Annotated in this window: 23 protein-coding genes; 11 read left to right on the forward strand and 12 right to left on the reverse strand. The window is 45.6% G+C overall.

The window, feature by feature from the left end:
- Positions 1 to 54 precede the first annotated feature (54 nt).
- The 3 genes from GMES_RS00565 to GMES_RS00575 form a co-directional block, all read right to left on the reverse strand.
- Positions 55 to 963, reverse strand: a complete 909-nt coding sequence (locus GMES_RS00565; RefSeq protein WP_006990582.1) for an alpha/beta fold hydrolase — start codon at positions 961 to 963, stop codon at positions 55 to 57.
- Between the two features lie 199 nt (positions 964 to 1,162).
- A complete protein-coding gene (locus GMES_RS00570) occupies positions 1,163 to 2,566 on the reverse strand; it encodes an ATP-binding protein (RefSeq protein ID WP_006990583.1) in 1,404 nt (467 codons plus the stop codon).
- Positions 2,563 to 3,270, reverse strand: a complete 708-nt coding sequence (locus tag GMES_RS00575; protein ID WP_006990584.1) for a response regulator transcription factor — start codon at positions 3,268 to 3,270, stop codon at positions 2,563 to 2,565. Before GMES_RS00575 ends, GMES_RS00570 begins: the two co-directional genes overlap by 4 nt.
- 176 nt (positions 3,271 to 3,446) lie before the next feature.
- Between GMES_RS00575 and GMES_RS00580 the strand changes: the two genes are divergently transcribed.
- Positions 3,447 to 4,295: a Spy/CpxP family protein refolding chaperone gene (locus GMES_RS00580; RefSeq protein WP_006990585.1), complete on the forward strand. Its 849-nt coding sequence runs from the start codon at positions 3,447 to 3,449 to the stop codon at positions 4,293 to 4,295.
- A 168-nt stretch (positions 4,296 to 4,463) separates the two neighbouring features.
- Here the strand turns inward: GMES_RS00580 and GMES_RS00585 are convergent, their stop codons facing one another.
- The 3 genes from GMES_RS00585 to argE are packed head-to-tail and all read right to left on the reverse strand — an operon-like array spanning position 4,464 to position 7,234.
- Positions 4,464 to 4,871 (reverse strand): methylglyoxal synthase, encoded by a 408-nt coding sequence (locus tag GMES_RS00585; RefSeq protein ID WP_006990586.1) that lies wholly within the window; start codon positions 4,869 to 4,871, stop codon positions 4,464 to 4,466.
- Between the two features lie 60 nt (positions 4,872 to 4,931).
- The gene (locus GMES_RS00590; RefSeq protein ID WP_006990587.1) at positions 4,932 to 6,089 is read right to left on the reverse strand and encodes a Kelch repeat-containing protein; all 1,158 of its coding nucleotides are present in this window, start codon (positions 6,087 to 6,089) and stop codon (positions 4,932 to 4,934) included.
- Positions 6,089 to 7,234, reverse strand: a complete 1,146-nt coding sequence (gene argE, locus GMES_RS00595; RefSeq protein WP_006990588.1) for an acetylornithine deacetylase — start codon at positions 7,232 to 7,234, stop codon at positions 6,089 to 6,091. Before argE ends, GMES_RS00590 begins: the two co-directional genes overlap by 1 nt.
- 340 nt (positions 7,235 to 7,574) lie before the next feature.
- Here argE and argC point away from each other — a divergent pair, with 340 nt between their 5' ends.
- The 8 genes from argC to GMES_RS00635 all read left to right on the forward strand — a co-directional run bounded on the left by argC (position 7,575) and on the right by GMES_RS00635 (position 15,173).
- A complete protein-coding gene (argC, locus tag GMES_RS00600; RefSeq protein WP_006990590.1) occupies positions 7,575 to 8,603 on the forward strand; it encodes an N-acetyl-gamma-glutamyl-phosphate reductase in 1,029 nt (342 codons plus the stop codon).
- The gene (gene argB, locus GMES_RS00605; protein WP_006990591.1) at positions 8,600 to 9,373 is read left to right on the forward strand and encodes an acetylglutamate kinase; all 774 of its coding nucleotides are present in this window, start codon (positions 8,600 to 8,602) and stop codon (positions 9,371 to 9,373) included. Before argC ends, argB begins: the two co-directional genes overlap by 4 nt.
- A gap of 9 nt (positions 9,374 to 9,382) precedes the next feature.
- On the forward strand, positions 9,383 to 10,300 hold the full coding sequence (locus GMES_RS00610) for an ornithine carbamoyltransferase (protein WP_006990592.1): 918 nt from the start codon (positions 9,383 to 9,385) through the stop codon (positions 10,298 to 10,300).
- Between the two features lie 35 nt (positions 10,301 to 10,335).
- Positions 10,336 to 11,574: an argininosuccinate synthase gene (locus tag GMES_RS00615; RefSeq protein WP_006990593.1), complete on the forward strand. Its 1,239-nt coding sequence runs from the start codon at positions 10,336 to 10,338 to the stop codon at positions 11,572 to 11,574.
- Complete coding sequence (gene argH, locus GMES_RS00620; protein WP_006990594.1) at positions 11,574 to 12,950, forward strand: argininosuccinate lyase; 1,377 nt, start codon at positions 11,574 to 11,576, stop codon at positions 12,948 to 12,950. Before GMES_RS00615 ends, argH begins: the two co-directional genes overlap by 1 nt.
- A 23-nt stretch (positions 12,951 to 12,973) precedes the next feature.
- Positions 12,974 to 14,284 carry an amino-acid N-acetyltransferase gene (gene argA / locus GMES_RS00625; protein ID WP_006990595.1) on the forward strand — a complete coding sequence of 437 codons (1,311 nt, stop codon included), beginning with the start codon at positions 12,974 to 12,976 and terminating at the stop codon, positions 14,282 to 14,284.
- Positions 14,285 to 14,361: 77 nt separating this feature from the next.
- The gene (locus GMES_RS00630; RefSeq protein WP_006990596.1) at positions 14,362 to 14,712 is read left to right on the forward strand and encodes a HopJ type III effector protein; all 351 of its coding nucleotides are present in this window, start codon (positions 14,362 to 14,364) and stop codon (positions 14,710 to 14,712) included.
- A 53-nt stretch (positions 14,713 to 14,765) separates the two neighbouring features.
- The gene (locus GMES_RS00635; RefSeq protein WP_006990597.1) at positions 14,766 to 15,173 is read left to right on the forward strand and encodes a YkgJ family cysteine cluster protein; all 408 of its coding nucleotides are present in this window, start codon (positions 14,766 to 14,768) and stop codon (positions 15,171 to 15,173) included.
- 70 nt (positions 15,174 to 15,243) lie between these two features.
- Here the strand turns inward: GMES_RS00635 and GMES_RS00640 are convergent, their stop codons facing one another.
- Genes GMES_RS00640 through zwf form a run of 5 tightly spaced genes read right to left on the reverse strand, consistent with a single transcriptional unit; the run spans position 15,244 to position 20,870 of the window.
- The gene (locus GMES_RS00640) at positions 15,244 to 15,891 is read right to left on the reverse strand and encodes a bifunctional 4-hydroxy-2-oxoglutarate aldolase/2-dehydro-3-deoxy-phosphogluconate aldolase (RefSeq protein WP_006990598.1); all 648 of its coding nucleotides are present in this window, start codon (positions 15,889 to 15,891) and stop codon (positions 15,244 to 15,246) included.
- 5 nt (positions 15,892 to 15,896) lie between these two features.
- Entirely contained in the window at positions 15,897 to 16,850 is a 954-nt protein-coding gene (locus tag GMES_RS00645) for a glucokinase (RefSeq protein ID WP_006990599.1), read from the reverse strand.
- A gap of 2 nt (positions 16,851 to 16,852) precedes the next feature.
- On the reverse strand, positions 16,853 to 18,676 hold the full coding sequence (gene edd, locus GMES_RS00650) for a phosphogluconate dehydratase (protein WP_006990600.1): 1,824 nt from the start codon (positions 18,674 to 18,676) through the stop codon (positions 16,853 to 16,855).
- Positions 18,677 to 18,685: 9 nt separating this feature from the next.
- Positions 18,686 to 19,378 carry a 6-phosphogluconolactonase gene (pgl, locus tag GMES_RS00655; protein WP_006990601.1) on the reverse strand — a complete coding sequence of 231 codons (693 nt, stop codon included), beginning with the start codon at positions 19,376 to 19,378 and terminating at the stop codon, positions 18,686 to 18,688.
- A 1-nt stretch (position 19,379) separates the two neighbouring features.
- Positions 19,380 to 20,870 carry a glucose-6-phosphate dehydrogenase gene (gene zwf / locus GMES_RS00660; protein ID WP_006990602.1) on the reverse strand — a complete coding sequence of 497 codons (1,491 nt, stop codon included), beginning with the start codon at positions 20,868 to 20,870 and terminating at the stop codon, positions 19,380 to 19,382.
- A gap of 275 nt (positions 20,871 to 21,145) precedes the next feature.
- Between zwf and GMES_RS00665 the strand changes: the two genes are divergently transcribed.
- Both GMES_RS00665 and pyk read left to right on the forward strand, forming a co-directional pair.
- Positions 21,146 to 22,000 (forward strand): MurR/RpiR family transcriptional regulator, encoded by an 855-nt coding sequence (locus tag GMES_RS00665; RefSeq protein WP_006990603.1) that lies wholly within the window; start codon positions 21,146 to 21,148, stop codon positions 21,998 to 22,000.
- Between the two features lie 339 nt (positions 22,001 to 22,339).
- Complete coding sequence (gene pyk, locus GMES_RS00670; RefSeq protein WP_006990604.1) at positions 22,340 to 23,776, forward strand: pyruvate kinase; 1,437 nt, start codon at positions 22,340 to 22,342, stop codon at positions 23,774 to 23,776.
- Positions 23,777 to 23,858: 82 nt separating this feature from the next.
- Here pyk and GMES_RS00675 read toward each other — a convergent pair whose 3' ends face one another.
- The gene (locus GMES_RS00675) at positions 23,859 to 24,626 is read right to left on the reverse strand and encodes an EAL domain-containing protein (RefSeq protein ID WP_006990605.1); all 768 of its coding nucleotides are present in this window, start codon (positions 24,624 to 24,626) and stop codon (positions 23,859 to 23,861) included.
- Positions 24,627 to 24,812 lie beyond the last annotated feature (186 nt).

The raw sequence follows: 24,812 nt of genomic DNA on the forward strand, positions 1-24,812 counted from the left end.
ACGATAAGTCAGAATAAGCGCGATTCTAGCAAAATGCGCTTATTGCAGTAAGGTTTATCTGTTAGTTGCCTGTCGCAGAAACTCTAAAATCGCCTCTAAACAAGGGCGACGATATTGATCTTCTTCAAGCAGTATTTCGTGTCTAGCTCCTAAAATTTGCTGCACTTCGCAATAAGGCACCTTAGCTAAAACACGACTTTGCCTTTTGTTATCCACCACCGTATCCGCCCCAGCTTGAATGGCCCAAACGGGGATCGAAATTTGACTTGCTTGGGCTTCAATGCCGTCCATTGCTTTTAATGCGGCTCGCAGCCAATGCCCAGTCACACCACCTAACTGCACCTCTGGCTGCAAGTTATATTCGTCTCTGAAGAGGCGATAACGTGTTTCGCTGTGGGTGAGCTCATTAAGGGCGAATTCAGTCTCCTGATAATTTTTTTGGCCGAGAAAATAACTGGCGTCATGGCCCAAACCGCGGCTAATAAGCAAATTTCCGCCTATTAAAATATTCGCCAACCAATTAGGTAACGCGGGGCGAATGCCAAACATGGGCGCGCACACGATCATTTGAGCAAAATCTTGCGGGTGTGCCAATACATATAAAGCGCCAATTGCACACCCCATAGAGTGGCACAATAACTGAGGCTTTTGTTGCGTGTTAGGCTCAATGACTTCTTGGTAAAACAGCTTTAAGTCAGCAACGTAATCGGCAAAATCATTTACAAAGCCCATATGTGGGTTTTTGGTCATGCGCCCTGACAAACCTTGCCCCCGATGATCATGGATAAACACCGAGTAACCATTTTGGTACAAGTCAAACATGACTTCTTGATATTTAACCCAAGACTCAATTCGCCCTGTAGAGATAGCCACTGCACCAATCGCTTGCGGGTGACACAAATAGGCATAACTAATATTTACACCTGAGTGGCCTTGAAATTCGCCTTTGGTCAGCGAACGCATTAAGGGTTTTATTTCCTCTTGATGCGTCCGCTCAAGTTGATTTTCTGAACTTATTTGGTATTCACTCAACGGCTATTACTCTATCAATCACTCTATGGTACTAGCTTAACAGAGGTTGATAACGCAGAAAACAAAGGTCGATAACGCAGAAACCAAAGCGCCCACCGAATACCTGCTTCAAACCCAATCAACCAAGTCGCTACGCCAAAATGGGCAATCGAATATGCACGCTTAAGCCGCCCTTGACTTGATTGCAGGCTTCAATTTCTCCTTCATGTGCCGCAATGGCGCGGCTGGCAATAGCTAAGCCCAGCCCAATGCCTCCGCTGTCTCTTTCTCTCGCAGTAGAAACACGATAGAAGGGCTGAAAAATATGCTTTAAATCTGACTCAGGTATGCCTTTGCCATCATCACAAATAACTAAGTGTGCTTCAGGACCATCAATTTTAAGGGTAAAAGACACCTGCTGGTTAGCATATTTCACCGCGTTACGCAGTACATTTTCAATGCCGCTCGCTAATAAATCTTCATCAGCATTTATTTTTGCATCAGACTCAATATCGACCGTTAAAACCTTATCCTGTGATTGGGCTTCAAACTCGCAGTCGGCCAATAACCCAGTTAAAAGTGCATCAAAACTCACTGGCTGCTTTCGCGAATCTCGTGCGTTATTATCTAATCGCGACAGCATTAATACTTGTGCGACCATGTGCTCCATTTGATGGGCTTCTTTTTCTATTCTAGCTAATGCTTGCTCGTTACTTTTCGGGTTGCTTGAAAGCTGTTGTTGCTGGGCGATCCCAATGGCGAGCTGCATTCGCGTTAACGGAGAGCGTAATTCGTGTGATATATCTGCCAAAAGGCGCTTTTGCCCATTAAGCAAAGTCTCTACCTGCTCTGCCATGTAATTGAAATCTCGTCCTAGGCGCCCTATTTCGTCGCCTCTATAACTAGCAGACCCAACTCGACTGCTAAGCGCACCGCTGGCCATGCGCTTAGTCGCCACTTGCAATTGTTTCAAAGGCTTAACCAGTGACCAAGCAATTAATGAGCACAATACCGCACTTATGAGTAATACCAAGCCAATGAGCAATAATGGGGGGCGATGGCGCATATCGCCAACGAATCCCCTGGGCCGTATGCGCCCAACAAACAACAAATATTCGGTACCAGCAATATTCGTCGCCATTGGGCCAAACATATCCCCAATAGGTGTTGCAATGCGCAATGGATTTGCAGAGCCAATTAAATCAAGAAAAGGCTTCTCGTTGGGTAAGTGCGGTAGTGGTCCTTTGAGTAGGAATTCTTTTGTTTTTGGATTGAGCAGAATCATCATCAACTTACCGCGCTGACTAGTGCGTTCTAGAATACTCTCTAAAGGTTCATCATCTGGGCTACGGAAAACTTGTCGCTGCAAAGCCCTAACCGAGTTTTCAAGCATGAAATGCTGCTTGTCATCCATGGGTAAGTACTCAACCGGCGGTGCAATATTTTGCATTATCCAGTAAGCACCAACAATCATGACGATAGTTGTGCCCCAGAACCACAAGAAAATACGACCATACAAGCTGCGAAATGGGTTTAAATAGAGAAGGCGTCTCATATTTCACCCAAATAGACGTATCCTACTCCTCGATGGGTTTTGATTTTGTCTTGCTGACTAAACTGACTTAATTTCTTGCGTAAATTACTCACGTGCATATCAATACTGCGGTCAAAAGCGGCTAGCTTTCTACCTAATACCTGTTCACTGATTGCATGCTTAGGCACAAGATCAGGGCTACAGCTCATCAACAGCTTTAGGACCGCAAATTCGGTGCCAGTCAACTCTACTTGCTGAGTGTTACAGGCGACGGTTTGCGCTGCAATATTTAACTCCACATCACCGATTTCAATCGTGTTCTGTTTTTGTTTGTCACCTTGCAGGCCAGCTTGAATATCCACTCGACGCACGATAGCTTTCACCCTAGCCGATAATTCTCTGTGGTTGAACGGCTTTGCTAAGTAGTCGTCGGCGCCTAATTCTAAACCCAGTATTCGGTCAAAATCATCGCCTTTTGCGGTTAACATCAACACAGGGGTAACGTGTGTGCTACGCAATCGTTTTAATACTTCGAAACCGTCAACTTTCGGAAGCATTACATCCAAAATTATCAAATCATAATGTTGCCCTGATTTCGCTGCTAACAGACCGGCCTCTCCGTCACTTGCCACATGAATCGTGTAACCTTGGGCGCTTAGATATTCCTGTAACAACTCGGTGAGTGCTTGATCGTCATCGATCAGCAACAAAGATTTTTCTAGCATGTACAGTTTCCTTCAAACTACATCGGCCTATCAATAGACGCATGAATACCCGTGAAATAATACCGAAATCGCCGCTATTTCATTGGCTATTTACCTAATCTTTACACTGGCTTTGCGTTTCTTTGCGCTGGTGCTGCTAACCTATTTCTGTATTTCTCTATAGTAAGGCATATTCAGTGCGAACGTTAAAATCATTGTTTACCCCCATCACCGTTTCATTGGCGTTCCTATTGGCTCAGCCTGTCGCTATTGCCAAACCGCCCGCGCATAATGGCCCCTTACACATACACCCTATTTTAAAGCAGTTAGATTTAACCGACGCCCAACGTCAAGACATTCGATTACTGATAAAACAAAATCGTACGACAAAAGATACCTATCAGCCTGACCAAGAATCTACGCGTGAGAGCATACGCAATTTAATACAAAACGATGTATGGGCTCAAGGCGACATAAGCAGTGCTATACAAGCTGAACAACACTTGCAAAACCAGCTAAGGTGGTTGGATATAAAAACTCAGCAACAAATTTGGCTGACCTTAGACGATGCACAAAAAGTAAAGTTCTTAGGTGAATTAGATGCTGAACAAGAAGAAAAAGGACATGGCCTAAAGCCGCAGCAAAGCAATTCACGGGATAATAGCAACCCCATGATGTCTGTGGCACAACGCCAAGCTGAACACTTCGCAGCGCTTAACCTAACAAAGGAACAACAAACACTTTTCACAACCCAACGCTCTGCTGAAAAAGCGGATAAAGAAGCAAACAAATCTGCTCGGGAGGCATTTAGAGCGCAGCTTATTTCGATAGTGACGAGTGAAAGTCTGAACGAAGCTAGCTGGACAGCCTTGCAAGCTGAAACCGAAGCACAGCGCTTTGAACATGCTCTTACTAGGGCTAAAAACCAGCATACGTTTTGGAATGCACTTACCAGCGAACAACAATCAACACTACAAGAAATGATGGAAAGTCGGCAAAAACGAGAGAGTAAAAAACGCAATTCTTTTGGAAGAGCCGATAGATAATGTACAAAATTTTGCGCAAACGTACTTGCTAGATTACTTTTCGCTTATTAATTGCATTGTGTAAAGCGGTTTTTGGGACATTATAATCTTTAATACGACCTTTACCGGTGCGATTAAAAGCGTGCGAGAAAGCGACCCTCCCTGAGTCGCTCTACCTTTGTTCATAACTTAAAACTCTGGCACTGCCCGCTCGTATAATCCCTCGATGAATAACGGCGAGGTGATTAACATATCGGCTGTGGAGGTGTTGCACGCGACCGGCAAATTCCATACTGAGCATAAACGCAACAGCGCTTTTACGTCTGGGTCATGGGGGGCTGGGTTAAGGGGATCCCAAAAGAAAATCAAAGCGTCTAACTTACCTTCGGCGATCAATGCACCTATTTGTTGATCCCCCCCTAGTGGACCGCTCTTATATCGCGTAACGGGCAAATTTAACGATTCTTGTAGTAAGCCCCCTGTAGTGCCTGTGGCCACTAAGTTATGTTTTTCTAGCTCTGCTTTGTGCTCTAATGACCAGCGGATAAGCTCTGGCTTTTTATGATCGTGCGCGACCAGCGCTAACGTCTTTTGCATATTTTCCTCAATATATCTTTTAAAAATCGTTTGCTGAAATCACAGTAGTGCTTTAGCGCCCTATAAATCGATGCGATGTACAGCGTTAGATACTTTTTGCTGCCCTACCATTCCACCTAGCGTGACAAAATGCTTATTTGCCCCTATGCCCACCGCCAATAAGCCCCGGTGATCCATAGTGGGCGAGTCCATGTGAGAGACCTGCCAACTCGTCCGTTTAAAGTCATAGCGCCACACCTCATTATTTGGGCTTGATGGTTCACCATCGTAACCTGTGCCGTTATAATTGTACGGGTTATGTGAACCGCCCACGAAAATGGCTGAATTGCTGGCAACATCACCTGTTGCGGCCATGCGATAACGCGCACTCGATGTAGGGTGCACCACTGTGCGCCAATCAATTTTTTTGACATCGTTTGTATCTATCGTTCCGTGGTAACAAGCCGGTTCAGCAGAAAACGTACGACGCTTATCAGGTTGAGCATCTACCTTAACGCCATCGCAAAGCACGATATTTTCACCCACAATCGCCCCTGCATGACCAAACACAGGATTGCCTAAAAAAGGCGAGCCTTGTTGCCATGTATCTGTTTTCACATCGTATATTTGGACTAAATTGACATTGCCATCATTATGCCAACCGCTAATCAGATACACGTAACGCTGCTGAAAAACGAGTGCGACTGCATCGTCCACGGGTACTGGAGTCTGAGCTATGGGGTAGTAAATATCTGTAACAACTTCATAGCGAAAATTGTCTGGGCTTGATACTTCATTATGCGCAGCATCAACGGTGTAACCACCAAACAAAAGTGCCATATCGCCTACACCAACAGCAATACTGGCTAAGCGACCAGACTGGGGCAAACTCGATGGCACTGGTGATTTTTGTTGCCAAGTTTTTTTTGGCGCGAATAACTCCCCTTCAAGTTCAAGGGCCCACACTTTGTTGTGTACATCCTCATGCGTTTTACCGGCTCCTAGCCCCATGAAAGATAACAAAAAATGACCATTTTCAGTATCGACGCTCGCCACCGCATTATTGGTAACAGGCTCTGGTAATGCGGGATAAGAAATGTCCTTTTTAGTCAGCGCACTAACATTTGCTGAAATAAGCATTATGGTCGCCCCCAGCGTGCTTATAAAAAGGCCAGCAGATATCGGTTTTTTAGGACTTTTTCTTGTGCTCTTTTCAATCATCTGTGTAACAGCTGCCATTAAAAGCACACCTGTTTGATGAAGTTACGCAGTAATGTGACGGTTGGGTCAACGTAATGCAACGAGATAAACTCATCTGGTTGATGGGCCTGATCAATACTGCCTGGGCCTAATACTATGGTGTCGCAGCCTAGTTGATTGATAAATGGTGCTTCGGTGGCGTAATTGGCACTGACAGGATCAAAGCCTGTTAGTTTTTTGGCCAACTCAAGAATACCCTGCTCGTTACGACAACCAAACGCCGGCGCGGTTTCGTACATCGCCTCACGTGTAATACGTTGGGGGTATTTTTGCATCAGCGGTGCAAGTGCTTCATCGATCATGCCGATCGCTTCTTCATCACTTAATGAAGGAATAGCACGTAAATCAAAGTTTAATTGGCAGTGGCCGCAAATACGGTTTTCTCCGTCGCCCCCATGAATATGCCCGAGATTCATGGTCACCTCTGGCACACTGAAGGCGTCATCTCTATGAGTTTCAGTCAACTGTTGTTTTAAAGCGATAAGTTTACCTATGGCTTGGTACATGATCTCAATCGCATTGACCCCTTTTGCTGGATCGCTTGAATGCCCTGCCTGACCTTGAACATTAAGGCTGTGTCCCATATGTCCCTTGTGCTTAAAGATAGGCTTAAGCTCCGTGGGCTCACCGATAATCGCCATGTCAGGCTTGATCAATTGTTGCTCCACGAAAAACCGTGCTCCCGCCATAGACGTTTCTTCATCTGCAGTAGCTAAAATATACAAAGGCTTCTTTAAATCTTTTAGAGGAATGTCTTGAATCGCTTCTAAAATAAACGCAAAGAAACCTTTCATATCACAGGTCCCTAGACCGTATAACTTGCCGTCGTTTTCTTGTGCTTTAAATGGGTCAAATTGCCATTTATTGTCATCAAAGGGCACAGTATCCGAGTGGCCTGATAGTAGTAGCCCCCCCTCACCACTGCCAATTTTGGCCAGCATATTGTACTTATTTCGCGCATTGGGCACTTGTTGAATATTTATGTGAAAGTTATAGTCCTTAAACCAGCCTGCGAGCAGATCGATAATGGCTCGGTTTGATTGGTCCAAATCTGCACTAAACGCGCTAATCGAGGGAGTATTGATGATATGTGCATAACGTTCTAAAAAAGACAAAGATGGCATAAGCCTCCCTTTAAATAATTATTCAATTTATTTGCATAAATATATAACACATGGCATTCTTACCGCCAACATGATTTAGCCACTTTGCAAATACACTTTTGGTCTAGATTATTTATACATATTATCTTAATTCGGTTTAATTTCGCATATGATTTCAATAACGTCACAATTCGATTCCCTGCCTAGCTTCGCCAGCATGTTGTATCGACGATAAGTCGAGGTCTGTAGCGTTTAGCTCACCCAGACCTTTAGTATTTGCTAAAGGTCTTGGGTGTTTTTTTATTTTTGTCACCTTCATTTAGTAACATTAAGTCACACGACTATTAGAGATATACGTTTTATGATCAAAACTTGTATTGTCGGCGCCAGTGGATATACCGGAGCCGAATTAGCCTCTTTAATTCATCGCCACCCACGCTTTGAATTAAACGCCTTATATGTATCAGCCAAAAGCCAAGATGCTGATAAAAAACTCGGAGACGTACACGGTTATCTGTTTGGGCAAATCAATTTGTCACTGACCCCGTTAACCGACGACGTTTTACATTCGCTTGCTAATGAAATGGACGTGATTTTTTTGGCTACTCCCCACGAAGCAAGTCACGACTGGATGCCAGTACTATCCACAGGCAAAGCCAAAGTATTTGACCTATCAGGGGCATTTAGACTCAAAGACCAACAGGTTTTTGCGGACTATTATGGTTTTGCACATGAGCAAACGGCCAGCTTAGAGCAAGCCGTTTACGGCCTCGCCGATTGGTTTGCACAAGACATTAAAAGCGCCGATATTGTTGCCGTACCAGGTTGCTATCCAACGGCATCACTGAGTGCATTAAAGCCATTACACGAAGCAGGCTTAATCGCTGATGGTCATTTACCTATTATTAATGCTGTGTCTGGTGTGTCTGGTGCTGGGCGCAAAGCGGCCATGGGCAGTAGTTTTTGCGAAGTTAGTCTGCAAGCCTATGGTGTACTAGGTCATCGTCATCAACCAGAAATCAGCGCCTATTTAGGCCGTGAAGTCATATTCACTCCACATTTGGGTAATTTCAAACGGGGAATTTTGGCCACCATCACCGTCAAAGTAAACCCTGGTGTAGACGCAGATGCAGTTGCAAACGCATTCAGTCATGCCTATCACAACCACCCCATAGTGCGTATTCGCGATACTTGGCCTAAATTAGACGACGTAGTAGGCACACCCCACTGCGATTTATTCTGGAAGCTTGATATCCAAAAAGGGTACTTGGTTGTGACCAGTGCCATAGATAACTTACTGAAAGGCGCGGCCTCCCAAGCGGTGCAATGTGCCAACATTCGCTTTGGATTCGAATCACAACTTGGTTTAGTCCACGGGGCGTCAGCATGAATCCGTTAGTCATAAAAGTCGGTGGCGCTTTCATGCAAGCCACCGCCGAAGCGTTACAATTGTTGACGGTAATTAAGCAACTCCAGCAAAGTCGCCCTGTAGCACTCGTACATGGCGGGGGCCCTATGGTTGAGCAGTTATTACAAGCACTGCAATTTACCAGTACTAAAGTAAATGGTTTGCGCGTCACGCCACCTGAGCATATGCCCTATATTACAGGCGCTTTAGCAGGTACAGCCAATAAGCAACTCTGTGCGTTTGCCATTCGCGCCAACACGACACCGGTCGGGTTATGCTTAGCTGATGGCGCCATGACAAGCTGTTCTGTTCTTGATCCCGCCCTTGGTGCAGTGGGCGTAGCGAAAGCAAATTCACCCACTATGTTGAATTTATTGCTCGAGGCGAATATCCTGCCGATTATCAGCTCTATAGGTGCCGATGAAAAAGGCAATTTACTTAATGTAAATGCCGATCAAGCGGCAACAGTTATTGCTCAGCTGTTAAATGCTGACTTGTTGTTGCTGTCGAATGTGCCTGGTGTACTGGATCACAATAAAAACCTGATTAACCAACTTACGGCTCAAGGCATTGCCGAATTAGTTGAGTCAGGCGTGATCATAGATGGAATGCAAGTAAAAGTAGATGCCGCACTCGATGCAGCAACAAGCTTGCAGCGCCCCATCACGATTGCCAGTTGGCAAACACCAGAGCAACTCTTAGGATTGCTGGCGGGTGAATCCGTTGGCACTACCATAATCCCAAATATTTAAGGTACCTCCATGAAAAAGGATCTACTTTCGTTCACTGATTGGTCTGCTAAAGACCTAAGTGCACTCTTGCAACTGGCCATCACGATTAAAAATAATCCAGCTGACTACCGCCAAGCCTTGGCAGGTAAATCAATTGTTGCCTTATTTGAAAAACCATCGCTGCGTACCCGTGTAAGCTTTGATATTGGTATCAACAAACTAGGCGGGCACCTTGTTTATTTGGACAGCCAGTCAAATAAATTAGCGGGCCGTGAAGACGTGAAAGACATGGGTAATAACCTCGCCTGTTGGGCTGACGCTATCGTGGCACGGGTTTTCGCCCATTCAACATTAGAAGAATTAGCTAGTGTAGCCAAAGTTCCTGTCATTAATGCTTTATGTGATATGTACCACCCATGCCAAGCCATGGCCGACTACTTGACCTTAACCGAACGTTTTGGCGATTTGAACAAAGTTAAACTAGCGTATATCGGTGATGGTAATAACGTGACCCATTCCTTGATGATTGTGGGCGTGACTTTAGGTTGCGAAGTGGTTGTCATTACCCCCCCTGGCTATGAAGTTGACCCCGCTATTGTCACGCTTGCTCAGCAAAAAGCCGAGCAAAATGGTGGCAAGCTAGTTATCAGTCATGACGTAGAAGCGGCGAATGGCGCTCATGCGCTTTATACCGACACTTGGATTTCGATGGGTGATGACACCCCGCTTGACACCATCAAGCAATCGTTTGGTAAATATAAAATCGATGAAGCGATGATGCAATCAACCGGTGCACAGTACGTTATGCACTGCCAACCTGCCCATCGCGACTTAGAAATTAGCGGCACCTTGATTGATTCAGAGCAATCTATTTTGATGCAGCAAGCAGAAAACAGAATGCACGCCCAGAATGCCATTTTAGTGCACCTTCTTGGCGGCGCAGCTTAACCCCATTTAACAATTTTAATTTTTAGGTACAGACAATGAGCAAGAAAAACATCAAAAAAGTAGTATTAGCCTATTCAGGTGGTTTGGATACATCAGCCATCATTCCTTGGTTGAAAGAGAACTATGACTGTGAAGTTATCGCCTTCGCGGCAGATGTAGGTCAAGGCGACGAGGAACTAGAAGGTTTACGTGAAAAAGCCATCAAAACCGGCGCCAGCGAATGCTACATAGTGGACTTAAAAGAAGAGTTCGTATCTGACTACATCTACCCCACTATTACCACAGGTGCGGTATACGAAGGTCAGTACCTTCTTGGTACGTCTATGGCACGCCCTATTATCGCCAAAGCACAAGTTGAAATCGCGCGCAAAGTAGGCGCAGATGCACTGTGCCATGGTTGCACTGGTAAAGGTAATGACCAAGTGCGTTTCGAAGGCACCTTTGCTGCACTAGCACCTGAGCTAACCGTTATTGCTCCTTGGCGTGAGTGGGACATGGTATCACGTGAAGATTTATTGGCTTATTTGGCCGAGCGTGACATCAAAACCACGGCGTCAGCCACCAAAATCTACAGCCGTGATGCAAACGCATGGCACATTTCACACGAAGGCGGCGAGCTAGAAGATCCTTGGTGTGAGCCAAGCAAAGAAGTATGGACCATGACCGTCTCTCCTGAAGATGCGCCGAATACACCTGAGCGTGTTGAAGTGAGCTTCGAACATGGTCGCATGGTAAAAGTAAATGGTGAGGCCCTTAGCCCTTACCAGTGCTTAGTTAAATTGAACGAGCTTGCCGGTGCGCACGGCGTAGGCCGTATCGACATCGTCGAGAACCGTTTAGTGGGCATGAAGTCACGAGGCTGTTATGAAACCCCAGGCGGAACAGTCATGCTTGCGGCATATAAAGCCCTTGAAAGCCTAGTGTTAGACAAAGCTGCGCTTAAGTACCGTGAGCAAATCGGTTTAGAGTTCTCACATGTCATGTATGACGGGCGATGGTTCACCCCGCTAAATGATGCGCTGCTTGCTGGTGCAGCAAGCTTTGCAGACCAAGTAACAGGTGACATAGTCGTTAAACTTTACAAAGGCCAAGCAACGGTAACCCAGCGCCGTTCACCAAACAGCTTGTACTCTGAAGATTTCGCTACCTTTGGTGCTGATGATGTTTACGACCAAAGCCATGCTGAAGGCTTTATTCGCCTTTACAGTTTGTCTAGCCGTATCAGCGCGCTTAACAAAAAAGGCATTCCATTCAAAAACACAGGTATTGAATAATGAGCTTGTGGGGCGGACGTTTTCAAGACGGCAGCAGTGCGATGTTTCGCACTGTTAACGACTCTCTGCCATTCGACAGAGTCTTAGCAAGCCAAGATATTCGCGGCTCAATTGCATGGGCACGCGCCATTGCAAAAGCAGGGGTACTGAGCCAAGACGAGCACCAGCAGCTTGAAGAAGCCCTTAAAGCCTTGTTGGTAAAAGCGGATGCCGGTGAGTTAGATTTTGACGCCAGCAGTGAAGAAGACATTCACAGCTTTGTGGAAGCAACCTTAATCGAGCAACTTGGTGATGTAGCGCGCAAGCTACACACAGGCCGCAGCCGTAACGACCAAGTTGCCACAGATTTTCGTTTATGGACCCGTGAACACGTTGAGCTATTAGTGGAAGATGTTGAAGCTGTCATTGCTTCATTAGTGGGTAACGCTGACGTCAATCAAGATGTTATTTTACCTGGCTACACCCATTTGCAGCGTGCTCAACCAGTACGTTACCCGCACTGGTGCTTGGCCTATGTTGAAATGCTAAAACGCGACTTGAGTCGTCTACATGACTTAAAAGCACGTTTGAACCAATGCCCTCTGGGCAGCGGTGCGCTCGCTGGCACAACCTACCCTATCGACCGTCAAGCGATTGCCGAAGAGCTTGGTTTTGACAGCCCGTGCATCAATAGTCTGGACGCGGTATCCGATCGTGATTACGTACTAGAGCTTCTTTTTGTCGCCAGTACCAGCATGATGCATTTGTCGCGTATGGCTGAGGATTTAATTTTCTATAACTCAGGCGAAGCCGGTTTCATTCAATTAGGCGATGCCGTTACTTCTGGCTCATCATTGATGCCTCAGAAGAAGAACCCTGACGCATTAGAGCTTATGCGCGGTAAATGCGGTCGCGTATTTGGTAGCTTACAAGCCTTGCTTGTGACTATGAAAGGCCTGCCCCTTGCCTATAACAAAGACATGCAAGAAGACAAAGAAGGCTTATTCGATGCGACGAATCAGTGGCACATCTGTTTGCGCATAGCCTGTGAAGTGGTTGACAGTATCAAGCTTGATAGCGAGCGCTGCGCGAAAGCCGCCCGTGAGGGTTATGCCAATGCGACTGAGCTTGCTGATTACCTCGTCGATAAAGGTATTCCGTTTAGAACCGCCCACGATATTTCTGGCCGGGTCGTGTTGGATGCCCTCGAAAAGAAAAAAGCTATCGAAGAGCTCACCATCACTGAACTTAAAGTTTACTCAGACGTGATAGAAGAGGATGTATATCCTGTTCTACAACTTGAATACTTGGTCAACAAGCGTGACATATTAGGTGGAACGGGCATAAAGCCTGTGTTGGCTGCGCTTGAAAATGCCAAAGCGTCTTTCATAAAATAGCGGTGTAAGCGTAAGGAAAACACGTGGTACTTTCACACAACGACAGCGTAAAGCTATTTCGCAACTCGGCGCCTTACATCAATGCTCACAGGGGTAAAACCTTTGTATTGATGTTCGGCGGTGAGGCAGTTGAAGATGCAAACTTTGCCAACATTATTCAAGATATCGCCCTGCTCAACAGCTTAGGTGTGCGCTTAATTTTGGTACATGGCGCGCGTCCGCAGATTGATCAACGCGCCATTTGGCGTAAAGTCGAACCGCGTTTTTCAGAAGACGTGCGGATCACAGATAAGCAAACCCTTGAATGCGTGAAAGATGCTGCGGGCTCTGTGCGATCACAAATTGAAGCCTTGCTCACTATGGGCTTGGCGAACTCGCCTATGCATGGTGCGCAAATTCGTGTGTGCTCTGGCAACTTAGTGGTGGCCATGCCTATTGGCGTGCGCAACGGCGTGGACTTTGAGCATACGGGTTTAGTACGTCGGGTGGATGTAACAGGCATAAACGATCACCTCGACGATGGCTCAATTGTACTACTGCCGCCTATGGGCTATTCCCCCACGGGTGAAGTATTTAACTTAAGCCACGAAGATGTAGCAACTAACGCAGTTAAAGCTTTGAAAGCTGATAAGCTGATTATCTTTACGGAAAATGATGGTCTGGTGGATGAAACAGGGCGTTTGCTGCGTAATATTCAACTCAACTCTTTGTACCCTATGCTTGAGCAAGCACATTTACAGCAAGAAAAGCACAGCATTCAAACGATTATCGACAGTCTTGAGGCAGGTGTCAGCCGTTGCCATTGTGTGAGTTACGGTCAAGACGGCGCGCTATTGCAAGAGCTTTTCACTCGAGACGGTGCCGGCTCACTTATCTCTCAAAGCTATTATGAGCAAATACGTACGGCAACCATCGAAGATGTGGGAGGTATTCTAAACCTCATCAATCCGCTAGAAGAAAAAGGGATCTTGGTGAAGCGCTCCCGTGAAATACTAGAGCGTGAAATCGAACAATTTACCATCATTGAACGTGACGGCATGACCATCGCCTGTGCGGCACTGTACCCTTATTTAGAGGAGCAATGCGGCGAGCTAGCGTGCGTAGCAACGCATACTGACTACCGTGGCGGGAATCGTGGTGAGCGCCTTTTAAGCGCTATTTGTGAGCAAGCAAAGTTACAGGGGTTAACCTCAATATTTTGCTTAACCACAGTGACCTCTCACTGGTTTCAGGAACAAGGCTTCGTGCGAGCCACACTAGATGATTTACCAGCCAAAAAGAAACAACTATACAATTTTCAGCGTAACTCAAAAGTCTTTGTGTTAACGCTGTAATCCACGCTAAAAATGTATCCACATAAACAGCTTCCTTCGAAGCTGTTTTGCTATTTCTCGCTTTATTTAGGACTAATATGACAATTCAAGATCTGATCACCCAAGTACGCTCCCAACCACAAAGTGTTGAATTCAGCCAAGTGATTAATGCGATACAACAACATTACCAATACACAGCAACCGCTTTCACAAATGGTGACGTGGTAAATGAAAAAGGCAGCAATGAAGGTTCATGCAAGATTTTTTACTTTGCTCAACTCAATCAATTAACGGAGTCTGAAACATTGCATTTATTTGGTACCTTCTACCGTAAAGATGTATTGCAGCACCCTAAGGCCAATGATCACGGTAATATAAGAAATTTTATGAATACAGGTTGGCGGGGAATTAAATTCGAGTCCGCTGCGCTGGCTCCATTAAAAGCATAAGTATCGCTGAACTTGTTACACTTAGCGCACGACGACATGATTGTTGAAAAAACATGAAAGAGTGTACCCAGTGCGGAAAGTGTTGCACCCAATACGGCGACGGCGGCTTGTCAGTGACCGACAGCGAAATCGATATGTGGGAGCTGTTTCGACCCGATATCGCTCAGTACGTTAAAAAAGGCTTGATTTGGGCTAGCCCAGACACGGGCAAGTTGCTGAACCATTGCCCCTTCTTACGCGTCGTGCCTGCAGACAAAACTGTTGCGAACAGCAAAGATATATACACTTGTGATATCTATTTCGATCGTCCTGATGATTGTCGGTATTACCCGGTCACCGTAAAGCAAATGATCAACGACGAATGTGAAATGCTGGAAGAGAACGACTTAGATGATCCTGTAAAGGCCCAGAGAGAGCTCGATATATTGATGAAAGACAGCCGCCCAGCATTTGATAAATAACTATTAGGGCCGACCGCCAGACACAAAAAAGGCCACTTTAGTGGCCTTTTTAATCATCTAAACGATGAAATTAGATACCGGCTGCACCAGCAACGGCTTGTTTAGCCAGCTCAGTAATACGATCCCAATCACCCGCTTCAACAGCATCGTCAGGTGCTAACCAAGAGCCGCCTGCACAACGCACGTTAGGCAAGGATAAATACTCAAGGTAGTTAGTTGGGCTTATGCCACCTGTTGGGCAAAATGCGATGTCAGGGAATGGTCCACCGATTGCTTTAATCGCTTTAACGCCACCTGAGGCTTCAGCTGGGAAGAATTTAAAGTGGGTATAACCAAAATCAATTCCGCGCATTAATTCAGAAATAGAAGAGATGCCAGGAATTAGTGCGATGCCGCCCTTATTACCTGCATCCAATAGGTCAGATGTCATGCCTGGGCTAATAGCGAACATAGCACCCGCCGCTTCCACTTCGGCTAATTGCTTAGCATTAGTCACAGTACCTGCACCTATGATGGCGTCTGGCACTTCAGTAGCGATAGCTTTGATTACGTCTAGTGCCGCTTCTGTGCGTAAAGTCACTTCTAGTACACGAATACCGCCAGCAATTAATGCTTTAGCAAGAGGGACCGCATGCTTTACATCTTTGATCACCAATACCGGAACCACTGGTCCTTGACTGAATACATCTTGAGACGAAACTTTCCAATTTTTTGTCATTGTAGTTAACCTTTATAATGCTGTTGTAGGTATGCCATCGCACCAATCAAACCGTGATCGGGCTCGGTAATAATGTATGTAGGTATGCCAGCTACGTAATGACGAAACCGGCCTTTTGCTTCAAAGCGTGCGCGAAATTCACTTTGTTGGATAAACTCAACAAATCGAGAGGCGATCCCGCCACCGATATAAACACCGCCGCGCGTACATAAGTTAAGGGCTAAGTTGCCAGCGAAACTTCCCATAATGCGACAGAACTGTTCTAGTGTTTCACGGCACAGTGAACAACTATTATCAATTGCTCTAGAGGTTATATCCGCTGCGTCGCTATACTCTGACGGCACATTTTTGGCCGCAGCCAACCCCTCGTAAATATGAACAATCCCTCGTCCTGACATCACTTCTTCTGCTGAGGCATGACCTAGCTTTTTGGTCAAAAAGCGCAGAATCGCGATGTCATTTTCGTCGACAGCTGAAAAATCAACGTGTCCACCTTCCCCATCAAGTGCTTTCCATTTGCCATCGGTACACGTTAGGTGTTCCACACCTAAGCCAGTACCGGGCCCAAACACCGCTATATTGGCACAAGGCATTGCTGCGCCTTGTCCAATTTGCACTTTTTGGTCCTCGCCTAACAAAGGCAGAGAATGGGCCACTGAGGTGAAGTCATTGATCACGCCCAACCAACTCAGACCCAAATCAGCCTGCACTTCTTTAATAGAAAAAGCCCAATAGTGATTAGTCATTTTGACGTGGTCACCTTCAACAGGACAGGCAATGGCCAAACAACCAGCAGCAAACTGAGTTGCCGGAAACTCTGAAAAATACTGCTTTATTGCGTCATTTAAAGTGGCAAAATCAGCACACAAGTATTTGCGAATGTCAGCGATTTTTCCGTTAACTACCTGCGCCAAACGAATATTAGTGCCACCAATATCCGCAACAAAATTAGTTGTCACGATCAATCATCCTGTCCGACAAAAAGAGAACAAGCACCTTGCTCGGCGCCAGTTAACGTTGAGCGCATACCGGCAAACATTTCGCGGCCCATACCCACCTGGTGAGAGGCAACGTCGGTCACTCTTGCTTCACGAGCAGACAATTCAGCCTCGTCTACGTGCAATGTCATATGGCCAGTTTCTGTATCCAGTTCGATTATATCGCCGCTGTTTACCTTAGCGATTAAGCCACCTTTTACCGCTTCAGGTGTTAAGTGAATTGCGGCTGGCACTTTGCCTGAAGCACCTGACATTCGACCGTCAGTCACTAGAGCAACTTTATAACCTTTGTCTTGCAGTACACCAAGAGGAGGCGTAAGACTGTGAAGCTCTGGCATACCAATGGCTGAAGGCCCTTGGAAGCGCACAACAACGATGCAATCTTTGTTTAAATCACCGGCTTTGAACGCCGCCGCGAGTTCGAATTGATCTTCAAACACAACTGCAGGGGCTTTGATTTTGCAATGAGGTTCACGCAGGGCTGAGGTTTTCATTACCGCACGACCTAGGTTACCGGTTAATACCGATAAACCGCCATCTGGCTTAAATGGCTTTTCAACACTGGCGACCACTTCTTTATCGAATGACTCAGTAGGGCCATCGCGCCAAACCAGTTCACCATTTTCAAGCATTGGCTCTTGGGTGTAACGCTCAAGGCCATCGCCACAGATAGTTTTCACATCGTTGTGTAACAAGCCTGCATTTAATAATTCTCTGAACAACAACGCCATACCACCAGCTGCGGTGAAGTGGTTAATATCAGCAGAGCCATTGGGATAAATGCGGGTGAGCAAAGGAACAGCATCTGAAATATCGGAGAAGTCATCCCAGTTAATGGTATAACCGGCCGCTTTTGCGACGGCAACCAAGTGCATAGTGTGATTAGTTGAGCCACCGGTAGCCAGTAACGCAACTAAACCATTGACGATAGCTTTCGCATCAACAATGTGACCGATTGGGCGGTAATCTTCACCTAAGTCAGTGATACGTGTCACTTGACGTGCAGCTGCATCGGTTAAGGCTTCACGCAGTGGTGTGCCTGGGTTAACGAACGATGAGCCGGGTAAATGCAAGCCCATAGTCTCAACGACCAATTGGTTACTGTTGGCCGTACCGTAAAAAGTACAAGTGCCCGCAGAGTGATAAGATTGAGACTCAGCCTCAAGCAATTCTTCGCGGCCCACTTTACCCTCGGCGTACATTTGACGCACTCGAGCTTTTTCTTTATTTGGAATACCTGATGGCATAGGACCAGCGGGGACAAAAATGGTCGGTAAATGACCGAAGCTTAATCCACCGATCAATAATCCAGGTACGATTTTGTCACATATACCTAGCATCAAGGTGCCGTCAAACATGTTATGCGACAATGCCACCGCGGTTGACATGGCAATCACGTCTCGGCTCATTAGGCTTAAATCCATGCCAGCGTTACCTTGGGTAACGCCATCACACATTGCAGGTACGCCACCGGCAAACTGTGCCACGCTGCCTACTTGCTGAATAGCCTTCTTAAGAATTTCTGGGTAATCGTGATAAGGCTGATGTGCAGATAACATGTCGTTGTACGATGAAATAATCGCAATGTTCGACTTTGTCATGCTGCGCAAGTCTGCCTTGTCTTCAGCGCCGCATGCTGCAAAACCGTGCGCTAAGTTACCGCACGACAATGTGCCACGATGTGGGCCCTGTAAACGTGCTTTTTCAATTTTGTCTAAATACGCTTTGCGCGAGCCTTGGCTGCGCTCAATGATACGTTGGGTGACTTCTTGAATGATGGAATTCATATCTTTCTCCTAGGGAGCCCACATTAATTCAACGTCGGCGTTGTTGATCACCGCGCGAATGGGCATTTCGTGCTCGTCGCCACCTTTTATCGCTTTGTCCAGTACCTGTTTTTTACTGTCCCCTGTTAAATGCAAAAATATATTCTTACTGTTCAACAGTGCGGGTAAGGTCAACGACATGCGTTGGTTTGGAGCGGTCGTGGGTTGTACAGCGATGTACGTACGACGCGCGCCTTGGTCTAAACCTTGATGAATTTGCTCCGAACAAGGGAACAGCGAAGCGGTGTGACCGTCTTCACCCATACCTAGGATCAACACATCAAAAGGAGTATGTAATTTGGCAAGATTCGCAGTGCAGGTTTCAACTGCATCTTTAGCATCTTCGTGCTCGGTTTTAAGACCAACGAAATTGGCGGCTGCTGCATTATTTTGCAGCAACTCACGACGCAGCATTTTTTCGTTGCTTGCGTCATCGTCTGTCTCTACCCAGCGCTCATCGGCTAGGCTGATGTCCACCTTGCTCCAGTCGAGCTCAACTTTTGATAATGAGTTGAACAACGCTTTAGGCGTTCGCCCACCAGAAACAACCAAGCTCGCTCGGCCATTCTCACTGATGCCATCTTTCAAAATATCGACTATACGCTGTGCGAATGTAAAATTGAGTTCATCAGTTGATTGAAAATTATTTTCAGTTAATGACATATCATTTCTTTCCTATTCTGCTCTCGTACCATGCTCGGTTTTCGCGAGCCAGTAGAGCAATTGACGCCACGGGCCCCCAAGTACCGGCTTGATAAGGCTCGGGCGGCTCATTGGTGTGTTTCCAAGCATCGATAATGCCGTCAACCCACTTCCAAGCAAATTCGACTTCATCACGGCTAACAAACAAGGCTTGATTACCCAACATCACTTCAAGTAGTAACTTTTCGTAGGCATCAGCAATACGATCATCTTGGAACGCTTCAGAGAAGCTCAAGTTCAAGCGTGATTTTTGCAAATCCATGCCGCTAGTCCCTGTTAAACCAGGTACTTTATTCATTACTGTCACTTCGACGCCTTCATCCGGCTGCAAGCGAATTGTGAGCTTGTTCGGTGGCAACTGTGCGAAGCTGTCTTCAAATAAGTTGTGAGGCTGGCGTTTAAAATAAATAACCACTTCACTGGTTTTGTTTGGCAAACGTTTACCCGTACGTAAATAGAACGGTACACCGGCCCAACGCCAGTTATCAATATCCACATTAAGGGCCACAAAGGTTTCAGTTTCACTACGTGGATTTGCATCTGGCTCATCTAAGTAACCAGGTACTTCTTTACCCTTCACAAAACCACCAATGTACTGGCCGCGAACACTTTTCTGGTTAATGTTGGTTGAGTTGATGGGGCGTAACGCTTTTAATACTTTTAATTTTTCGCCACGAATACTGTCAGCATCCAAGGTTGTTGGGGGCTCCATGGCAATTAATGTCAAAATTTGCAACAAGTGGTTTTGCACCATGTCGCGCATTTGACCTGCGGTATCGAAATATCCCCAACGACCTTCAATCCCCACAGATTCAGCCACACTGATCTGTACATGATCGATACTGTTGTGATCCCAATTGGTAGCGAAAATAGAGTTCGCAAAACGTAGCGCAATCAGGTTTAAAACTGTTTCTTTACCTAAATAGTGATCGATACGATAAATTTGTGATTCATCGAAAAACTCAGCAACCTGATCGTTAATTACCTTAGACGATGCTAAGTCATGGCCAATCGGCTTTTCGAGAACGACGCGCATGCTTTTGTCAATAACATTTGCTGCTTTGAGCCCACGGCAAATATCACCGAAGATTGAAGGAGGCGTAGCGAAGTAGCAGACCATAGTGCGCGAGGCATCAACATGCTCACTGAATACGCTGTAACTTTCTGCGTTCTTCATATCGACGCACACATAGTCTAACTTAGCGGAGAAACGCTGCCATGTTTCTTCACAAAGGGTCTCGCCGCTGAATTGTTCAATATTTTCTTTTACAAGTGCGACGTAGTCTTGCAAGCTGATGTCGTCTCGGGCTACCCCTAAGATCGATGTTTCAGCGTGCATGAGTTCTGCTTTCTCTAACTGGTAAAGCGACGGAAGTAATTTGCGGCGAGCTAAGTCACCTTTAGTACCAAATAGAACAAAGTCGCACGGGGCGGATGAATTATCTAACGTCATTGTGTTTAACCTGCTAATTAATAAAACTGCGTGATTGGAATTGGGCTAATAATAACACTTCAATCATGACTTATCTTTGCCCACAGTTAACAACAAATGTTGTAATTTTACAACGTTTGTTAAGAAAAGGCGACGCTTTCTGCGCCTTCCCTGCCGTAAAAACCGAGTATTTAGCTGATTTTTGTTAAAAAGTTACAAGAAGGTTACCAAGTTTGCTGTCGACAATGCTATTCTTGTGCCTACTTCATGATTTTAGTTAAAAATTCTGTGGGCATATGAATATTCTTGAAAAAATAACTCAACATAAATTAGCGTTCAGTAAGTCAGAACGTAAGGTCGCCGAAGTCATTTTGGCCAACCCTCAAGTCGCTATCCATAGCAGCATCGCCACCTTGGCTAAGATGTCTGATGTCAGCGAGCCCACTGTTAACCGTTTTTGCAGACGCTTAGATACCAAAGGGTATCCTGATTTTAAATTACACCTAGCCCAAAGCCTCGCGAATGGCACACCCTACGTTAATCGCCATGTGGAAGAAGATGACGGCCCTGAGGAATACACCAAAAAGATTTTCGAATCGACTATGGCCTCACTCGAGGTTGCCCGCCAATCGGTTGATATCAATACCATTAACAGAGTGGTAGATTTGTTGACTCAGGCGCAAAAAATTTCCTTCTTTGGCCTAGGCGCCTCAGCGTCGGTCGCTCATGATGCCCTTAACAAGTTCTTTCGTTTCAATGTACCCGTTGTCTATTTCGAAGATATTTTGATGCAACGTATGAGTTGCATGAACTCATCTGAAGACGACGTAGTTGTGCTTATCTCTCACACTGGTCGCACAAAAAGCTTGGTGGAAGTGGCGCAAATCGCCCGCAGTAACGACGCGACAGTAGTAGGTATTACCTCGCAAAATAGTCCGCTGGCGAAAGAGTGTAATTTAGTTTTGTCATTAGAAGTGCCTGAAGATACAGACATGTATATGCCTATGGCATCACGTATTGCCCAGCTAACCTTGATTGATATATTAGCGACGGGCTTTACTCTACGACGAGGCACTAAATTCCGCGAGAACCTGAAGCGAGTTAAAGATACCTTGCGAGGCTCTCGCTACGATAAACGCAACGAGCAGTAGGTAAATTTTACAAAAAAGGCGCTTAAATAACGCTGATTGGTCTGACCTCAGCCCATTTGGCGCGCTTTAATAGCTTTTTTTGTTAAAAAATTTCACAATAATGACTTATTAATCTAATATTTTCGTAATTAAATTACGAAACAGTAATTAATCTGTCAGATTCACTTGCTATAATCACACGCTGATAGCCATAAGATTAATGCCAAATTTGATGATTCGCGACTGAGTGTGTTATCTGGTCTATCGTTAATCTGCTGACACAAAATTGTTATACCCGTACGCAATATTTATTACCTGCATTCCTGAAACAGTATGCGCCACAACCAGAGCAAATTACCTATGTTAAGACGAACCAAAATTTTAGCTACATTGGGCCCAGCAACAGACACAGTTGAACAAATTGAGGGCATAGTTCAAGCCGGAGTGAACGTTGTTCGCATGAACTTCTCTCACGGCACGGCACAGGACCACATTGACCGTGCGGATAAAGTGCGTCAGGTAGCAAAAAAACTTGGCAAATACATCGCTATCTTGGGTGACTTGCAAGGCCCTAAAATCCGCGTAGCTAAATTTAAAGATGGTTCAATCATTCTTGCCTTAGGTGACAAGTTTGTTCTTGATGCCGACATGGGTCGTGATGAAGGCGACCAAAAAGCTGTAGGTATCGATTACAAGGCACTGCCTAAAGACGTGAACACGGGCGACATTCTATTACTAGATGACGGCCGCATTCAGCTTAAAGTAATGGAAGTACAAGGTAATAAAGTTCATACAGAAGTCACTGTTGCAGGTAAATTATCGAACAACAAAGGGATTAACCGTTTAGGTGGTGGCCTTTCAGCGGAAGCATTAACTGAGAAAGACAAAGAAGACATCAAGACAGCCGCAATTATCGGCGTTGATTACTTAGCCGTATCTTTTCCCCGTTCAGGCGATGATTTACGTTATGCACGCCAGCTAGCTGAAAAAGCAGGTTGTCACGCAATGATTTGCGCCAAAGTGGAACGCGCTGAAGCCGTTGCGACTGACGAAGCCATTGACGACATCATTGAAGCGTCAGACGCGGTCATGGTTGCTCGTGGTGACCTAGGTGTAGAGATTGGAGATGCTGAGCTAGTTGGTGTACAGAAGAAATTGATTGCCCGTTCACGTCAGCTAAACAAAGTGGTTATCACCGCGACCCAAATGATGGAGTCAATGATCACCAGCCCTATGCCTACTCGTGCTGAAGTCATGGATGTGGCTAACGCGGTTTTAGATGGTACAGATGCTGTAATGCTATCGGCTGAAACCGCTGCCGGTGATTTTCCAGTAGAGACTGTGGCAGCGATGGCACGTGTTTGTGTAGGTGCAGAAACCCACCCAAGCGTTAAGATTTCTAAGCACCGCATGGACGAAAGCTTTGTCTCTGTGAGCGAAACATTAGCATTGAGTGCTGTATACGCCGCAAACCATTTAAGCACGGTGAAAGCCATTGTTGCCTTAACAGAAAGTGGTAGCACACCGCGTTTGATGTCTCGCATCACGACTTCATTGCCGATTTATGCTTTGTCACGTCATGAGTCAACGTTAAATATCATGGCGCTCTACCGCGGTGTGAAGCCGGTATTCTTCGACTCTCGTGGCAGCAGCCCGGGCGAGTTAACCAAAGACGTGGTTGCTATAATGAAAGAAAAAGGCATGCTGGAGACCGGCGATCTTTTCATCATGACTTACGGTGATACCATGGAAACCGTAGGCGGCACTAATGCGTGTAAGATCGTTGCGGTTAGCTAAGCAGCTCTAACAGCCCTAGCTGCAATTCGAATTTAAAGCCGGAACGAATACTCTTTGTTCCGGCTTTTTTATGTCTTTTTATTTAGCTAAACATGAAGTCGACCTGCGGCAAGCATTCAAAACCAGGCTTGGCAAATAAATAGCCTTGCTGTAAATCTATGCCTGCCTCGAGTAACCAATTTGATTCACTGACCGTTTCAATACCTTCCGCGAGAGGCTCTATATTCAAATCTCGAAACATATTCACACTGTGCCGAACAATAGATTGGCGAACAGTATCGCTGTCAATACCGCGAATTAAGCCCATGTCCAGTTTGACTATGTTGGTCTGAAAATTTGCCAACAAACCTAAACCTGAATACCCCTCTCCAAAATCGTCAATAGCCGTGATAAATCCTTGCTCACGATAATATTCGACAATACCTTTAACATGCTGGGTGTCACTTATTTTTTCACCTTCAGTAAACTCAAACATAATTTTATTGGTGGGAAAACCATAACGCGTTGCTGCATCCAAAGTGGTACGGATACAACGTTGTGGCTTATAAACGGCATTAGGCAAAAAGTTGATACTAAGAATTGACGTTATACCAAGTTTCGCTGCTAAGGCGATGGCCTTAACGCGGCATTGTTGATCGAACAAATAGAGATTGTCCTGATTGACTTGGCTTATTACAGAAAAAGCAGATTCATTGTTAAGGCCACGCACTAGGGCTTCATATCCAAATACCTCGCGTAACTTAAGATTAACGATGGGCTGAAAAGCCATGGTGAAATCAAACCCTAAGTCCCCTGCATCAACACATTGTCTACAAAACGATTTATCTGCAAGTGTTGATCCCTCTTCCATACTCCCCCCTTGAATCAATTAATATATTGATAGGCTAACGCTTAAAAACGCCTTCTACAACTGCAACATTTCACAATCCCCTTAGCAAGTTGATTAACACGAAGGCCGCTCATGATTAATAACACCCACCTTATATCAAGAGTATTTTTTTTGCCTTAAATTATTGCAAAATCAATATGGTGTCGC

This window comes from Paraglaciecola mesophila KMM 241 (assembly GCF_000315015.1).
GTDB lineage: Bacteria > Pseudomonadota > Gammaproteobacteria > Enterobacterales > Alteromonadaceae > Paraglaciecola > Paraglaciecola mesophila.

Excerpts from the sequence above, each read along its gene's own strand:
- GMES_RS00565 (WP_006990582.1), bottom strand. The coding sequence starts at position 963 with ATGCGTTCGCTGACCAAAGGCGAATTTCAAGGCCACTCAGGTGTAAAT.
- GMES_RS00570 (WP_006990583.1), bottom strand. The coding sequence starts at position 2,566 with ATGAGACGCCTTCTCTATTTAAACCCATTTCGCAGCTTGTATGGTCGT.
- GMES_RS00575 (WP_006990584.1), bottom strand. The coding sequence starts at position 3,270 with ATGCTAGAAAAATCTTTGTTGCTGATCGATGACGATCAAGCACTCACC.
- GMES_RS00585 (WP_006990586.1), bottom strand. The coding sequence starts at position 4,871 with ATGCAAAAGACGTTAGCGCTGGTCGCGCACGATCATAAAAAGCCAGAG.
- GMES_RS00590 (WP_006990587.1), bottom strand. The coding sequence starts at position 6,089 with ATGGCAGCTGTTACACAGATGATTGAAAAGAGCACAAGAAAAAGTCCT.
- argE (WP_006990588.1), bottom strand. The coding sequence starts at position 7,234 with ATGCCATCTTTGTCTTTTTTAGAACGTTATGCACATATCATCAATACT.
- argC (WP_006990590.1), top strand. The coding sequence starts at position 7,575 with ATGATCAAAACTTGTATTGTCGGCGCCAGTGGATATACCGGAGCCGAA.
- argB (WP_006990591.1), top strand. The coding sequence starts at position 8,600 with ATGAATCCGTTAGTCATAAAAGTCGGTGGCGCTTTCATGCAAGCCACC.
- GMES_RS00610 (WP_006990592.1), top strand. The coding sequence starts at position 9,383 with ATGAAAAAGGATCTACTTTCGTTCACTGATTGGTCTGCTAAAGACCTA.
- GMES_RS00615 (WP_006990593.1), top strand. The coding sequence starts at position 10,336 with ATGAGCAAGAAAAACATCAAAAAAGTAGTATTAGCCTATTCAGGTGGT.
- argH (WP_006990594.1), top strand. The coding sequence starts at position 11,574 with ATGAGCTTGTGGGGCGGACGTTTTCAAGACGGCAGCAGTGCGATGTTT.
- GMES_RS00630 (WP_006990596.1), top strand. The coding sequence starts at position 14,362 with ATGACAATTCAAGATCTGATCACCCAAGTACGCTCCCAACCACAAAGT.
- GMES_RS00635 (WP_006990597.1), top strand. The coding sequence starts at position 14,766 with ATGAAAGAGTGTACCCAGTGCGGAAAGTGTTGCACCCAATACGGCGAC.
- GMES_RS00640 (WP_006990598.1), bottom strand. The coding sequence starts at position 15,891 with ATGACAAAAAATTGGAAAGTTTCGTCTCAAGATGTATTCAGTCAAGGA.
- edd (WP_006990600.1), bottom strand. The coding sequence starts at position 18,676 with ATGAATTCCATCATTCAAGAAGTCACCCAACGTATCATTGAGCGCAGC.
- pgl (WP_006990601.1), bottom strand. The coding sequence starts at position 19,378 with ATGTCATTAACTGAAAATAATTTTCAATCAACTGATGAACTCAATTTT.
- zwf (WP_006990602.1), bottom strand. The coding sequence starts at position 20,870 with ATGACGTTAGATAATTCATCCGCCCCGTGCGACTTTGTTCTATTTGGT.
- GMES_RS00665 (WP_006990603.1), top strand. The coding sequence starts at position 21,146 with ATGAATATTCTTGAAAAAATAACTCAACATAAATTAGCGTTCAGTAAG.
- pyk (WP_006990604.1), top strand. The coding sequence starts at position 22,340 with ATGTTAAGACGAACCAAAATTTTAGCTACATTGGGCCCAGCAACAGAC.
- GMES_RS00675 (WP_006990605.1), bottom strand. The coding sequence starts at position 24,626 with ATGGAAGAGGGATCAACACTTGCAGATAAATCGTTTTGTAGACAATGT.